The organism is Pseudomonas protegens CHA0 (genome assembly GCF_000397205.1).
GTDB lineage: Bacteria > Pseudomonadota > Gammaproteobacteria > Pseudomonadales > Pseudomonadaceae > Aquipseudomonas > Aquipseudomonas protegens.
Map to the genome: position 1 here is coordinate 5,337,096 of NC_021237.1, position 13,108 is coordinate 5,350,203.

The following is a 13,108-nucleotide window of genomic DNA, read 5'->3' on the forward strand; positions in this document are numbered from 1 at the left end:
GCTTACTCCTCAGGTTGCCAATCCGGCCAGGCAACTGTTTTTTCATTCTTGTACGACTTTTCGTGATGTTTTAACCATGCCAGTCCCTAGGACAGCACAAACCCCGAATAAATCGACAAAGAGCGGGTTATTAATCGTCCACGGCATCGAGGAATTCGTCTACCACGGGCATGTCCCCCATTCGTGACGGAATGTTAAGACCGAAGTGCAGGTAGGCATGCCGGGTCACCACACGGCCACGGGGGGTGCGCATGATATAGCCCTGCTGGATCAAGTACGGCTCCAGCACATCCTCGATGGTATGGCGCTCTTCACTGATGGCCGCGGCCAGGCTGTCGACCCCCACCGGTCCGCCGTCGAACTTCTCGATCATGGTCAGCAATAGACGTCGGTCCTGGTGGTCGAAGCCACGCTCATCGACGTCCAGCAGGTTCAGCGCCAGGTCGGCGATCGGTTTGGTGATATGCCCCTTGGCCCGCACCTCGGCGAAATCCCGCACCCGACGCAGCAGGCGGTTGGCGATCCGCGGAGTGCCCCGGGCACGGCGCGCGACCTCGAAGGCGCCTTCCGGATCCAGGGGCAAACCAAGAATGCCCGCGGAACGGCTGACAATGGTTGCCAGGTCCGCAGTGCTGTAGAACTCCAGGCGCTGGACGATGCCGAAGCGGTCCCGCAGCGGGTTGGTCAGCATCCCCGCACGCGTGGTTGCCCCCACCAGGGTGAACGGCGGCAGATCGAGCTTGATCGAACGCGCCGCAGGGCCTTCGCCGATCATGATGTCGAGCTGGAAATCTTCCATGGCCGGGTACAGCACTTCTTCGACAATCGGCGAAAGCCGGTGAATCTCGTCGATGAACAGTACGTCGTGAGGCTCAAGATTGGTCAGCAAGGCCGCCAGATCGCCAGGGCGCTCCAGCACCGGGCCGGACGTACTCTTGATCGATACCCCCATTTCCTCGGCGATGATGTTGGCCAGGGTGGTCTTGCCCAGGCCCGGGGGACCGAAGATCAGGGTGTGGTCCAGGGACTCGTTGCGCCCACGGGCGGCCTGGATGAACAGCTCCATCTGCTCGCGCACGCTAGGCTGGCCGATGTAGTCGGCCAGGCTGACCGGACGAATCGCCCGGTCCTGGATTTCCTCGCGCTCACGGGGGCCCGTGGCGGCGATCAGACGGTCGGCTTCAATCACTTAAATCATTCCCTTCAGGGCTCGGCGGATCATGTCTTCACTGCTCAAGCCTTTGTCTTTGATCGCGGATACGGCCTTGCTGGCTTCCTGCGGCTTATAGCCCAGGGAGATCAGCGCGCTGACCGCGTCCGACTCGGCGCTGGCCACTGGCGCCGGCGCATCCGGCTGGTTCGGCACCAGGGCGAACATGCTCGGCACGGCTTCCCAGGCCTTGAAACGGTCCTTGAGTTCTACCAGCAGGCGCTCGGCGGTCTTCTTGCCGACTCCGGGCACCTTGGTCAGGGCCGAGGTGTCCTGGGCCTGCACGCAACGCACCAGCTCATCCACCTCAAGGCTGGACATCAACGCCAGGGCCAGTTTCGGGCCCACACCATTGAGACGGATCAACTCGCGGAAAAAGTCTCGCTCGCGCTTGCTGGCAAAACCGTAGAGTAACTGCGCATCCTCGCGGACGACCAAATGGGTGTGCAGGGTCAGGGGCTCGCCGACCGACGGCAGGCGATACAGGGTGGTCATCGGCACTTCGACTTCATATCCCAGCCCGTTTACATCAAGAATCAGGTGCGGCGGCTGTTTCTCAGCCAGGGTGCCGCGCAAGCGTCCAATCACGTTTCAGATCCTTAGGCGATGGCCAGCCCGCAGCTGGCGACTCGTTGGGCGAGCGTCTGCGCCGGCTACCCAGGCGCAAAACGCTCAACCCCTAAAATGACTGCGCTGATGCTATCAGAGACGCAGGCGGCCGCCACGACTGCGTGCTGTCCCCAGACCATGGGGCAGCAGGCTGGAACGGGTATGAGCGTGACAGATGGCAATGGCCAGGGCGTCCGAGGCATCGATCTGCGGCTTGGCGGTCAGCTTGAGCAGGTGCATGACCATCATCTGCACCTGTTCCTTGTTGGCCCCGCCAGTGCCGGCCACGGCCTGCTTGACCTGGGTGGCGGTGTACTCGGCAATCTCCAGCCCCTCTTCGGCACCGGCAACGATCGCTGCCCCCCGCGCCTGGCCGAGCTTGAGCGCCGAGTCGGCGTTGCGCGCCATGAACACCTTCTCGATCCCCATGGTCACCGGACCGTAGGTCTGGATCACTTCACGCACCCCGCGATAGACGATCTGCAGCCGGTCGGGCAGCTCGCCCCCCCCGGTACGGATACAGCCAGAGGCCACGTACACACAGCCGCGCCCCGTGTCTCGAACCACGCCATAACCGGTAATGCGCGAACCGGGGTCGATGCCAAGAATAAGAGTCATAACGCCTGCTGCTTGAATAAAGAGGCTTGCCGGCCAGGACCGGAACAGCGAAAAGGCAGAAGCCGGAAGCGCCCTGCCGCGCAATGATCACGGCTTCGCACCTCCGGCCTCAAGGTTAGTGCAGTTGAATCAGCCGAGTTGCTCGGCGACCGACTCTGGAATATCCGCGTTGGAATAGACGTTCTGCACATCATCCAGGTCTTCCAGCATGTCGATCAGCTTGAGGACCTTCTCGGCGCCTTCCAGGTCCAGTTCGGCACTGGTGGTCGGCAGCATGACGATTTCCGCGTCCGCAGCAGTAAAACCCGCCGCTTCCAAGGCATTGCGCACGCCATAGAAACCGGCGAACGAGGTGAACACGTCGATCGAACCGTCTTCGTTGCTGACCACATCGTCGGCATCGGCTTCCATCGCCGCTTCCATCAAGGCGTCTTCATCGACACCTTCGGCGAAGGTGATCTGCCCCTTGCGCTCGAACAGGTAGGCCACCGAACCGTCGGTACCCAGGTTGCCGCCACACTTGCTGAAGGCATGACGAACAGCTGCCGCGGTGCGGTTGCGGTTGTCGGTCATGCACTCGACCATCACCGCCACGCCGTTGGGGCCGTAGCCTTCATAGGTCAGCTCGACCACATCGTCGCTGCCGGCAGCGCCGGTGCCACGGGCGATGGCCCGATCGATGATGTCGCGGCTCATGTTGGCACCCAGGGCCTTGTCCAGGGCCAGGCGCAGGCGTGGGTTGGAGTTGGGATCGCCGCCGCCCTGACGGGCCGCGACAGTCAGCTCACGAATCCACTTGGTGAAAATCTTGCCTCTCTTGGCATCCTGACGCTCTTTGCGGTGCTTGATGTTCGCCCACTTGGAATGACCTGCCATAACTTGCTCCAAATTCTCTTTGAAACATTGCCCACGCCGCCTGGCGGGTGCGGGCAACAAAAACTCGACCCATAGAAAAAGCGCACCCGAAGGTGCGCCTTATCGGGCCGGCTTATTCAGCCTTGGGCTGTTCGCGCAGGCGGATGTGCAGCTCGCGCAGAGCCTTGGCATCCACCAGACCCGGTGCCTGAGTCATGACGCAGGCCGCGCTCTGGGTTTTCGGGAAGGCGATCACTTCGCGGATCGACTGGGCGCCGGTCATCAGCATCACCAGGCGGTCCAGGCCGAAGGCCAGGCCACCGTGCGGCGGCGCGCCGTACTTGAGGGCGTCCAGCAGGAAGCCGAACTTCTCTTCCTGTTCCGCTTCGCTGATGCCCAGCAGGCGGAATACCGCTTGCTGCATTTCCTTGCGGTGGATACGGATCGAACCGCCACCCAATTCGGTACCGTTCAAAACCATGTCGTAGGCGCGCGACAGAGCGGTAGCCGGGTTGGCTTCCAGTTCTTCCGGCGAGCACTTCGGCGCAGTGAACGGGTGATGCAGGGCGGTGAAGCTGCCGTCGTCGTTCTCTTCGAACATCGGGAAGTCGACAACCCACATCGGCGCCCATTCGCACGTCAGCAGGTTCAGGTCGTGACCGAGCTTGATACGCAGCGCGCCCAGGGCTTCGCTGACGATCTTGGCCTTGTCGGCCCCGAAGAACACGATGTCGCCGTCGACCGCGCCCACGCGATCGAGGATCACGTTCAGGTTGGCTTCCGGAATGTTCTTGACGATCGGCGATTGCAGGCCTTCAACGCCTTTGGCGCGCTCGTTGACCTTGATGTAGGCCAGGCCCTTGGCGCCGTAGATGCCGACAAACTTGGTGTAGTCGTCGATCTGCTTGCGCGGCATGCTCGCCCCGCCTGGAACGCGCAAGGCGGCGATGCGGCATTTCGGATCGTTGGCCGGGCCGCTGAACACCTTGAACTCCACTTCCTTGAGCTGGTCGGCAACGTCCACCAGTTCCAGCGGGTTGCGCAGGTCCGGCTTGTCGGAACCGTAGCGACGCATGGCTTCTTCAAAGGTCATGTGCGGGAATTCGCCGAATTCCAGACCCAGCACTTCCTTGAACAGGTTGCGGATCATGCCTTCGGTCAGGCCCATGATGTCTTTTTCGTCGAGGAAGCTGGTCTCGATGTCGATCTGAGTGAACTCAGGCTGACGGTCGGCACGCAGGTCTTCGTCGCGGAAGCACTTGGCGATCTGGTAGTAGCGGTCGAAGCCGGCCACCATCAGCAGTTGCTTGAACAGCTGTGGCGATTGCGGCAGGGCGAAGAAGCTGCCGGCGTGGGTGCGGCTCGGCACCAGGTAGTCACGGGCGCCCTCTGGGGTGGCGCGGGTCAGGATCGGGGTTTCCACGTCGAGGAAACCGTTCTCGTCCAGGTAGCGACGGATGCTGGTGGTCATGCGCGAACGCAGGCGCAGCTTCTCGGCCATTTCCGGACGGCGCAGGTCGATGAAGCGATAGCGCAGACGGGTTTCTTCACCCACGTCCGAATATTCGTTGAGCGGGAACGGCGGGGTTTCCGCCTCGTTCAGCACTTCCAGCTCGTAGCCCAGGACTTCGATCATGCCCGAAGCCATGTTGGCGTTGCCGGCACCGGCCGGACGCAGGCGTACCTTGCCGGTGATCTTGACCACGTATTCGCTGCGCACGCGGTCGGCGGCGGCGAAGGTTTCAGCGCGGTCCGGGTCGAACACCACCTGGGCCAGACCTTCACGATCACGGATATCGAGGAAGATCACCCCGCCGTGGTCACGGCGACGGTGGACCCATCCGCAAAGGGTTACTTCCTGACCTTCCAGGCTTTCGTTCAGTTGGCCGCAATAATGGCTGCGCATCATGGTAGTGGTTTCACTTCTCGTAATTCGAAATTCGATGGAGGCCTTGCGCACCTCAAGGTGCCGGATAGTGCAAGAACTCGCGCGTGTCGTTCAACTTAGTCAGCTTTGTCGCCACCGGCCAGGTTCTTCTTGGAGCCGGTCTTGAAGTCGGTTTCGTACCAGCCGGTGCCGCTCAGGCGGAAACCAGGCATGGACAGCATCTTTTTCAGCTCGGGCGCCTGGCAGGCTGGGCAGTCGACCAGCGGCGCGGCGCTGATCTTTTGAATGGCTTCCAGCTGATGACCACAGGAAGCGCATTGATAGTCGTACATGGGCATGGGGGGCGTCTCGGCAATCCAGATTACTGCTTGAACTACAGCCAGAGCCCACGCCAAAGCCCGGGCTACGTAGCAAAGAGCGGGATTATATCCATTAAATCGGCCCTGTGCAGCCGTATGACCCCATCGCGGGCGTCACCGACCGTCAGGCATCTATCCGGGCTGCAACCCCGGAAGGTCTGGAGAACGCAGGTGCTGCCTGCTGGTCGAGGGTGCGAACGGCGTACGGGACGCCATTCGCAAGAGCGGGCTTAACGGTTTTCCAGCAGAGAGCGCAGCATCCACGCGGTTTTTTCATGCACCTGCATGCGCTGGGTCAGCAGATCCGCCGTGGGCTCGTCGCTGACCTTGTCCAGCAACGGAAAGATGCCCCGGGCGGTGCGGGTCACTGCTTCCTGGCCGGCGACCAGTTGCTTGATCATTTCCTCGGCGGCAGGCACCCCTTCCTCTTCCTTGATCGAAGACAGCCGGGCATAGATGGAATAGGCCCCCGGAGCCGGGAAGCCCAGGGCGCGAATGCGTTCGGCGATCAGGTCCACTGCAAGGGCCAGTTCGTTGTACTGCTCTTCGAACATCAAGTGCAGGGTACGGAATTGCGGGCCGGTGACGTTCCAATGGAAATTATGGGTTTTCAGGTACAACACGTAGGTATCCGAAAGCAGACGGGATAGACCGTCGACGATGGATTTACGATCTTCTTCGCTGATACCGATATCAATTGCCATGTTTCTCTCCGTTATCGGGATGGATTCACCCATTCATCTGCCGGACCACTCTAGCAAGAGTACCGCCCCTGCGCCGCCCAGGATCATCAATCGGCCTGCGGTGGATTGTCCCGTGGCCCGGCCCGGGATAAACCTCACTGAGTTCGAGTCAGGTCAGACAGCAGCAGAAATCCGACGTTCCTTGGAAAAATCACCGCCATCTGTCTAGAACAGGCTTTTGCCCGATTCTCCGAGCTCGGCCTGCAGAAGCGCTCATTTGTACGCCCGGGCCAAGCCCCGCTGCTGATTTGAGAAGGCCTGGGCTTTGCTGTTAAATAGAGCCCGTGTCGCTGTTGCCTATTTCTTCGGCCAGCGCGCATAGGCTGACACCGCGTACGTAACCACCGCCTCACCTATTTGTTCAGAAGCGAACCGTGCGTGATCAGCTCCTCCTTGTGCTTCCTTCTTAACGTGAGTTAATCAAAATGTTGAAAATCGTCCACCTGCTGACAGGCATTGCAGCTTTGCTGCTGTCCTTGATTCCGAGTCTGAGATCTGACGCGGTTCCCTACCTGCAACAACCCGATGCTCTTTACCTGGCCCTTTTCGGCCTGCTCAACCTGATCCTGGCTCCAGTTATTCCCTACTGGAACAAAGGCTCTCGTCATCACCTGCAAAATCTGGTCAGCGCCCTGCTGGTGCTGGTCGTTGTACTGCAAACCCTCACCCTGCTGGCCCCCATGCCAGTCATTGGTGGCCAACCGGCGGTTCTGGTCAGCTTGCTGACTGCACTGATCGCCGTAGTCCTGCACCTGGCCATCAGCTTCTACAAGTCATCACCTTCCGCTTCCGCCACGCCAAGCTACGATATGAGCAATCGTGATACCGGTACCGTGAAGTGGTTCAACACCTCCAAGGGCTTCGGTTTTATCTCCCGGGATTCCGGCGATGATATTTTCGTGCACTTTCGCGCCATTCGCGGAGAAGGCCATCGCGTCCTGGTGGAAGGCCAGCGCGTGGAGTTCTCGGTAATGAACCGTGACAAGGGCCTGCAAGCCGAAGACGTGATTGCCGCGCTGCCGCGCCGCTGATCGGCCGCCCATAAAAAAACCGCGCCCAGGCGCGGTTTTTTTATGGGGGGCGATCCTCCTCAATAATGAGGCGGTGGCGCTTCCTCTTCGAACGACTCGAACTGCCCGACCATTTCTTCCTGGCGCCTGAGCAATGCCGCCATCTGCAACTGCAGGCGCTCCACTGCCCTCTGCTGCGCCACCAGCACATCGTTCAAGGCCTGAATGGTGTCATCCTGAAACGCCAGGCGGCTCTCCAGGTCGGTTACACGCTCTTGAAGACTCATGCCTCACCCCTCCAGAAACTGAAAATCATCGGTCAGCACCAACCGCAGGCGTTCACGGATCGCCGCCACTTGCTCGGTGCTGTAAGGCTTGGCCGGATGCTTGCCCCATACCGGTGCCGGCCATGCCGCATCATCACGCCTGCGCACGATCACGTGCATATGCAGTTGGCTCACCACATTGCCCAACGTCGCCACATTCAACTTGTCGGCATCGAACGAGTCCTTGAGCAACTCGGCCAGCGCGGTGGTTTCCTGCCATAGCTGTTGCTGGTCGGTGACATCCAGTTGAAACAACTCGCTGATATCCTCGCGACGCGGCACCAGGATGAACCAGGGATAGTTGGCGTCATTGGACAGCAGCAACCGGCAGAGGGGGAAATCCCCGAGGGTCAATGTGTCTTGTTGCAGCCGTGAATCTAAAGTGAACACCGCGTTTACTCCCGCTCAGCTTGTTTCAGCCCGGCGTCCAGTAGACGGACTCCTGCCAGGCGACAGACGCGCAGCATACCTGCGAATGCCCTGCGCTTCATGACCAATGAGCCAGAGACCGGACAGCACACACTCAGGCACGGCAAGGAGCCGATCGCGATGCAAAGGCCACGCCCCACAGCAGGACATTTCCTCGCGCCTCGCACCATTTGCGCCCACAACCCGCAGACCATTCGGAAAATGACCCGAGCCAACCCTTGCGCCCCTTATTGTGCCTGGGCCTGACTGTATGAATCGTGCACAGCGTTGCAAAAGTTTTGCACCAGAATCGCACAGGCGGTCTACGCTAAATTCCTCAAGCATCCGCCGTTTACTCACTTTGCAGTGTGCAGCGGTAACGTTTCGCCGCACTGTGCAACTTAATGCACAGCCCTGCACCAGGAAAACCACAGAGTCAAGCCAAACAAAACGCCCCTTGAAACAGCGATTTTATGCGGTTTTTACAGGCCCGAACGGCTCTTTGAAGAAAAATGGGTGGCTAGATACAGTTTGTGCACGCTTGTTGCATTCAACCCCGCATCGTCTGCAACGGTCTAACGGAAGTCAGGCCTTACAGACTCATAATAATAGTGGCAGGGCTGCCCCGCGGTGCTTTTTAGAGTGTGTGCATGGGGACTTGTTTCCTTCATTCTCGGCTTCGAAAAACACTGCTGAAAGTTGTCGGCCTGGATACAGACTGACTGCAGAATTACGACGCCTATCGAGCAAATTGCGACAGGGCCGTAAAGAAGCTGAAAGGATAGATAGGCAAGTATCGCCAACATTGTCAGCGTGATATAAGTTTGCGCCGACACAAAAAGAAAGAGCCGCCCAGATAAAAAAACAGGTGGGACGGCAGTACTCTTCTAAAAACCAAAGGAGCAAATCACGATGCGCGTGATGAAGTGGAGCATGATCGCCCTGGCTGTATCAGCAGGCACCTCGCAGTTTGCAATTGCATCCTCCCAGGACGATGCAAAAGGCTTTATCGAAGACAGCACCCTGACCGCGAAAACTCGCGCAATGTACATGAACCGTGACTATAAGGACGGCGTTGGTAACGTGCGTCGTGGTAACGGTACTTACACCACAGGCACTGACGACAAAACCAGCGGCTACCGTCAAGACACCGGTATCAGCGAACTGCTCACCTATCAGTCCGGCTTCACTCAAGGCACCGTCGGCTTCGGCGTCGATGCCATGGCCATGGGCAGCGTGAAACTCGACGGCGGTTCGGGTCGTGCGGGTAACGGCCTGTTCGCCACCAATGGTTCCGGCGAGCCTGAAAACACCCAGTCGAAACTGGGCGGCGCTGCGAAGTTCCGCATCTCCGATACTGTACTGAAATACGGCAACCAGTTCGTATCCAGCCCAGTATTTACTACAGACGACGGCCGTCTGTTGCCTGAAGTTGCCACCGGTACCCTGATCACCAGCAACGAAATCAAGGGCCTGGAACTGATCGGTGGTCGCTTCACCGCATTGAGCGCCCAGACCGGCATGGGCCGTGACAGCATCAACGGTCGCAGCCGCGTTACTGGCAAACAGAACCCGGGCCTGAGCTCTGCAAACATCGTAGGTGCTACCTACTCGGGTCTTGAGAACTTCATTTTCGCCGTGCACGCTTCCGATGTTGAAGACTACTGGAAGAAGCAGTACTTCAACGTCAACTACACCCTGCCGCTGAGCGAAAAACAATCTCTGAACTTCGACTTCAACGGCTATCGCAGCAAGGATGATGGTAAGAAGCTGGCTGGCGACCTGGACAACCGCGTCTGGAGCCTGGCAGCTGCCTATAGCATCGAAGCCCACAAATTCACCGTGGCTTACCAGCAGTCCAGCGGCAAGACCGGCTACAACTACGGCGTTGATGGTGGTGGCACCGTTTACGTAGCCAACTCTGTGCAGATCTCCGACTTCGTGGGCGAAGACGAAAGATCCTGGCAGGCTCGCTACGACCTGAACATGGCCTCCTTCGGCGTGCCAGGCCTGAGCTTCATGACTCGCTACATTCGCGGCAGCAACGTTACCGTTGCTGACTCCAGTGACGGCAAAGAGCATGAATGGGACGTAGAAGCCAAGTACGTGCTTCAGGAAGGCCCGGCCAAAGACCTGTCCTTCCGTCTGCGTAACGCGATCTATCGTGGTACCAATAGCGATTACCGCGCGACCAACTACGACAACCTGAACGACCTGCGTCTGATCGTAGAGTACCCACTGAGCATCTTGTAATTCACGGCTCAGCGGATTGCTTTAACACGCAGTACTAATAAGAACCGCCAACCTGAGCTAGGTTGGCGGTTTTTTTTGCCTTGCAAAAGTACCCTATTGAACCCGCCGATCAAGATAGCAAGCTAACTAATAAAGTAGGCTTCAATAGCTACTTCAGACCTTGCCGATGCGAACTTACATAGTTGCCAAGTCCGGACTTGAAAACAAACAAGGGGCTGATAGCCCCTTGTCTTGAACAACATTAGCTGACCGAACGGCCAGGTCATGAAACTGACTTATTGCGCTGCTGCTTCCTGAACCACTCGAATCACCCGTTGTGGAAAAGGAATATCAATGCCCGCTGCCTTCAAGCGATCACGGGACAACTCATTGAACTGGAACAGCACGTCCCAATAGTCCGAAGTCTTGACCCATACCCGCAGCGACAGGGTAATGGCGCTATCGCCCAGGGTAGAAACCACAGCTACCGGGGCCGGATCGGCCAGTACCCGCTCATCCTTGGCCAGTTCCAGCAACACCTCGCGGGCCTTCTGCAGGTCCGCGTCATAGTCCACACCCACGTCGAACACCACCTTGCGGGTCGGCTGACGGTTGTAGTTGGTGATGATGCCGTTGGACAGGTTGCCGTTGGGCACGATCACTGTCTTGTTGTCACCGGTACGCAGCACGGTGTGGAAGATCTGGATGCTGTCGACGGTACCGCTGATGCCCTGGGCTTCGATCCAGTCACCGATACGAAACGGGCGGAACAGCAGGATCAATACCCCACCGGCGAAGTTCGCCAGGCTGCCTTGCAGGGCCAGGCCGATGGCCAGGCCGGCAGCACCGATCGCGGCCACGAAGGAGGTGGTTTCGACACCGATCATCGAAGCCACACTGACGATCAGCAGGACCTTGAGAATGATGTTGGCCAGGCTGCTGATAAAACCTTGCAGCGCCAGGTCGGCATTGCGCAGGGCCAGCAACTTGCCCACTTTGTGAGTCAGTTTGTTGATCAACCACCAGCCGATGGCCAGGGTGATGACAGCCAGCAGCACCCGGCTGCCGTATTCCATGATCATTGGAATCCAGGCCTGGGAGGCCCGGACCAGATTGTCTACTTCAGCGTTCAAATCCATCTATTTCTCCAGATTCCCGGGGTTGCGGCGCACATGACTGACAGGCAGAACGACCAGCCCCGCGGGAGCTCAATCGTTTCTGCCATTCCTCCGGCCTCGGACGCCAATAAGCTCTAGAGGTTCCCGGAGAAGCCGATCAATCGCGGAAGTTGTTGAATTGCAGCGGCATGCCGAACTCTTTGGCACGCAGGGCGGCGATGGCCTCTTGCAGGTCGTCACGCTTTTTGCCGGTCACTCGTACCTGCTCGCCCTGAATGGCGGCTTGCACTTTCAACTTGGCGTCCTTGATATGGGCGACGATTTTCTTCGCCAGTTCTTTATCGATACCTTCCTTGAGGACCGCTTCCTGCTTCATCACCTTGCCCGAGGCATAGGCGTCCTTGACCTCCAGGCACTGCACGTCGATCTTGCGCTTGACCAGGGCCAGCTTGAGAATCTCGATCATCGCTTCAAGCTGGAACTCGGCCTCGGCGGTCAGGTTGACGGTCAGTTCCTTGTCCTTGAACTCGAAGCTGCCCTTGCCCTTGAGGTCGTAACGGCGATCCAGTTCCTTGACGGCGTTTTCCACCGCGTTGGTGACTTCGTGCTTGTCCAGTTCGGATACCACGTCAAACGACGGCATGTAATCTCTCCAAATAAAAAGGGGCGCTGTTCAAAACATCGAACACGCCCGGCTTGCGGTTAAAATCCGCGCTCATTATAACGGGTCTTTCCCCTCCTTCACCCCGCGCCCTCCCCCGGGCGGCCAAACAGAGCGAAAACCTGATGTCCACCACCTGGCATGTTCTCGGCGCCGGCAGCCTCGGCACCCTGTGGGCCACCCGCCTGGCCCGCGCCGGCTTGCCGGTACGCCTGATTCTGCGTGACCCCGCCCGCTTGCGGGCCTATCAGGCGGCCGGCGGCCTGACCCTGGTAGAACAGGGCCAGAGCAGCCTGCTGGCAATTCCCGGAGAAACCAGCACCAGCAGCGCCCCCATCCAGCGCCTGTTGCTGGCCTGCAAGGCCTACGACGCCGAGGCGGCAGTGGCCAGCATCGCCCCGCGCCTGGAGCCGGGAGCCGAACTGATCCTGCTGCAGAACGGCCTGGGCAGCCAGGATGCCGTGGCCGCCCGAGTGCCCCAGGCACGCTGCATTGCCGCCTCCAGCACCGAGGGCGCCTTCCGCGATGGCGACTGGCGCGTGGTCTTTGCCGGCCACGGCTACACCTGGCTGGGGGACTCGGGGCACCCCACGCCGCCGATCTGGCTCGACGAATTGGCGGCCAGCGGCATTCCCCATGAATGGAGCACCCAGATCCTCACCCGGCTCTGGCGCAAGCTGGCACTCAACTGCGCGATCAACCCACTGACGGTACTGCACGACTGCCGTAACGGTGGCTTGCAGCAGCATCATTGCGAAGTGGCCACCCTGTGCGCCGAGCTGAGCGAGCTGCTGCAATGCTGCGGGCAACCCGCCGCAGCGGAAAACCTGCAACAGGAAGTGGAACGGGTGATCCTGGCCACCGCCGCCAACTATTCCTCAATGCACCAGGATGTCAGCAACGGGCGGCGTACCGAAATCAGCTACCTGCTGGGTTACGCCTGTGAAGCCGCTGCCCGGCATCGCCTGCAACTGCCTCATCTGCAGCAGTTGCAACAGCGCCTGGTGAACCAGCTGCAGCAACGCGGATTGCCCAGCGCCTGAGCAGCGGCTACGCTCCCCACTTGCTCAT

Annotated in this window: 14 protein-coding genes; 3 read left to right on the top strand and 11 right to left on the bottom strand. The window is 59.5% G+C overall.

Annotated features, from left to right (window positions below; genetic code table 11):
• Positions 1-130 precede the first annotated feature (130 nt).
• The 7 genes from ruvB to PFLCHA0_RS23705 all read right to left on the bottom strand — a co-directional run bounded on the left by ruvB (position 131) and on the right by PFLCHA0_RS23705 (position 6,243).
• Positions 131-1,189, bottom strand: coding sequence for a Holliday junction branch migration DNA helicase RuvB (gene ruvB / locus PFLCHA0_RS23675; protein ID WP_011063018.1), 1,059 nt, complete (start codon positions 1,187-1,189; stop codon positions 131-133).
• Positions 1,190-1,798: a Holliday junction branch migration protein RuvA gene (gene ruvA / locus PFLCHA0_RS23680; protein ID WP_011063019.1), complete on the bottom strand. Its 609-nt coding sequence runs from the start codon at positions 1,796-1,798 to the stop codon at positions 1,190-1,192. It abuts the gene before it with no gap.
• 114 nt (positions 1,799-1,912) lie between these two features.
• Complete coding sequence (gene ruvC / locus PFLCHA0_RS23685) at positions 1,913-2,437, bottom strand: crossover junction endodeoxyribonuclease RuvC (protein WP_015636769.1); 525 nt, start codon at positions 2,435-2,437, stop codon at positions 1,913-1,915.
• Positions 2,438-2,566: 129 nt separating this feature from the next.
• Positions 2,567-3,313: a YebC/PmpR family DNA-binding transcriptional regulator gene (locus tag PFLCHA0_RS23690; protein ID WP_011063021.1), complete on the bottom strand. Its 747-nt coding sequence runs from the start codon at positions 3,311-3,313 to the stop codon at positions 2,567-2,569.
• Between the two features lie 112 nt (positions 3,314-3,425).
• The gene (gene aspS / locus PFLCHA0_RS23695) at positions 3,426-5,201 is read right to left on the bottom strand and encodes an aspartate--tRNA ligase (RefSeq protein WP_011063022.1); all 1,776 of its coding nucleotides are present in this window, start codon (positions 5,199-5,201) and stop codon (positions 3,426-3,428) included.
• 95 nt (positions 5,202-5,296) lie between these two features.
• Positions 5,297-5,518: an FmdB family zinc ribbon protein gene (locus PFLCHA0_RS23700; protein WP_010457489.1), complete on the bottom strand. Its 222-nt coding sequence runs from the start codon at positions 5,516-5,518 to the stop codon at positions 5,297-5,299.
• A 251-nt stretch (positions 5,519-5,769) separates the two neighbouring features.
• Entirely contained in the window at positions 5,770-6,243 is a 474-nt protein-coding gene (locus tag PFLCHA0_RS23705; protein ID WP_011063023.1) for a Dps family protein, read from the bottom strand.
• Between the two features lie 464 nt (positions 6,244-6,707).
• On the opposite strand from PFLCHA0_RS23705, the gene PFLCHA0_RS32145 reads away from it, so the two are divergent.
• Positions 6,708-7,313, top strand: coding sequence for a cold-shock protein (locus PFLCHA0_RS32145; RefSeq protein WP_011063024.1), 606 nt, complete (start codon positions 6,708-6,710; stop codon positions 7,311-7,313).
• A 59-nt stretch (positions 7,314-7,372) separates the two neighbouring features.
• Here the strand turns inward: PFLCHA0_RS32145 and PFLCHA0_RS23715 are convergent, their stop codons facing one another.
• Complete coding sequence (locus tag PFLCHA0_RS23715; RefSeq protein ID WP_015636770.1) at positions 7,373-7,579, bottom strand: SlyX family protein; 207 nt, start codon at positions 7,577-7,579, stop codon at positions 7,373-7,375.
• A 3-nt stretch (positions 7,580-7,582) separates the two neighbouring features.
• Complete coding sequence (locus PFLCHA0_RS23720) at positions 7,583-8,008, bottom strand: HIT domain-containing protein (protein ID WP_011063026.1); 426 nt, start codon at positions 8,006-8,008, stop codon at positions 7,583-7,585.
• A 930-nt stretch (positions 8,009-8,938) separates the two neighbouring features.
• Between PFLCHA0_RS23720 and PFLCHA0_RS23725 the strand changes: the two genes are divergently transcribed.
• Complete coding sequence (locus PFLCHA0_RS23725; protein ID WP_015636771.1) at positions 8,939-10,279, top strand: OprD family porin; 1,341 nt, start codon at positions 8,939-8,941, stop codon at positions 10,277-10,279.
• 275 nt (positions 10,280-10,554) lie between these two features.
• Here the strand turns inward: PFLCHA0_RS23725 and PFLCHA0_RS23730 are convergent, their stop codons facing one another.
• Complete coding sequence (locus PFLCHA0_RS23730) at positions 10,555-11,397, bottom strand: mechanosensitive ion channel family protein (protein ID WP_011063028.1); 843 nt, start codon at positions 11,395-11,397, stop codon at positions 10,555-10,557.
• A gap of 136 nt (positions 11,398-11,533) precedes the next feature.
• The gene (locus PFLCHA0_RS23735; protein WP_011063029.1) at positions 11,534-12,019 is read right to left on the bottom strand and encodes a YajQ family cyclic di-GMP-binding protein; all 486 of its coding nucleotides are present in this window, start codon (positions 12,017-12,019) and stop codon (positions 11,534-11,536) included.
• Between the two features lie 143 nt (positions 12,020-12,162).
• Between PFLCHA0_RS23735 and PFLCHA0_RS23740 the strand changes: the two genes are divergently transcribed.
• Complete coding sequence (locus PFLCHA0_RS23740) at positions 12,163-13,080, top strand: putative 2-dehydropantoate 2-reductase (protein WP_015636772.1); 918 nt, start codon at positions 12,163-12,165, stop codon at positions 13,078-13,080.
• Positions 13,081-13,108: the final 28 nt, after the last annotated feature.

What these genes read in the sequence shown, in the direction of transcription:
- ruvC (WP_015636769.1), bottom strand. Translation starts at nt 2,437, where the DNA reads ATGACTCTTATTCTTGGCATCGACCCCGGTTCGCGCATTACCGGTTAT.
- PFLCHA0_RS23690 (WP_011063021.1), bottom strand. Translation starts at nt 3,313, where the DNA reads ATGGCAGGTCATTCCAAGTGGGCGAACATCAAGCACCGCAAAGAGCGT.
- aspS (WP_011063022.1), bottom strand. Translation starts at nt 5,201, where the DNA reads ATGATGCGCAGCCATTATTGCGGCCAACTGAACGAAAGCCTGGAAGGT.
- PFLCHA0_RS23700 (WP_010457489.1), bottom strand. Translation starts at nt 5,518, where the DNA reads ATGCCCATGTACGACTATCAATGCGCTTCCTGTGGTCATCAGCTGGAA.
- PFLCHA0_RS23705 (WP_011063023.1), bottom strand. Translation starts at nt 6,243, where the DNA reads ATGGCAATTGATATCGGTATCAGCGAAGAAGATCGTAAATCCATCGTC.
- PFLCHA0_RS32145 (WP_011063024.1), top strand. Translation starts at nt 6,708, where the DNA reads ATGTTGAAAATCGTCCACCTGCTGACAGGCATTGCAGCTTTGCTGCTG.
- PFLCHA0_RS23715 (WP_015636770.1), bottom strand. Translation starts at nt 7,579, where the DNA reads ATGAGTCTTCAAGAGCGTGTAACCGACCTGGAGAGCCGCCTGGCGTTT.
- PFLCHA0_RS23725 (WP_015636771.1), top strand. Translation starts at nt 8,939, where the DNA reads ATGCGCGTGATGAAGTGGAGCATGATCGCCCTGGCTGTATCAGCAGGC.
- PFLCHA0_RS23730 (WP_011063028.1), bottom strand. Translation starts at nt 11,397, where the DNA reads ATGGATTTGAACGCTGAAGTAGACAATCTGGTCCGGGCCTCCCAGGCC.
- PFLCHA0_RS23735 (WP_011063029.1), bottom strand. Translation starts at nt 12,019, where the DNA reads ATGCCGTCGTTTGACGTGGTATCCGAACTGGACAAGCACGAAGTCACC.
- PFLCHA0_RS23740 (WP_015636772.1), top strand. Translation starts at nt 12,163, where the DNA reads ATGTCCACCACCTGGCATGTTCTCGGCGCCGGCAGCCTCGGCACCCTG.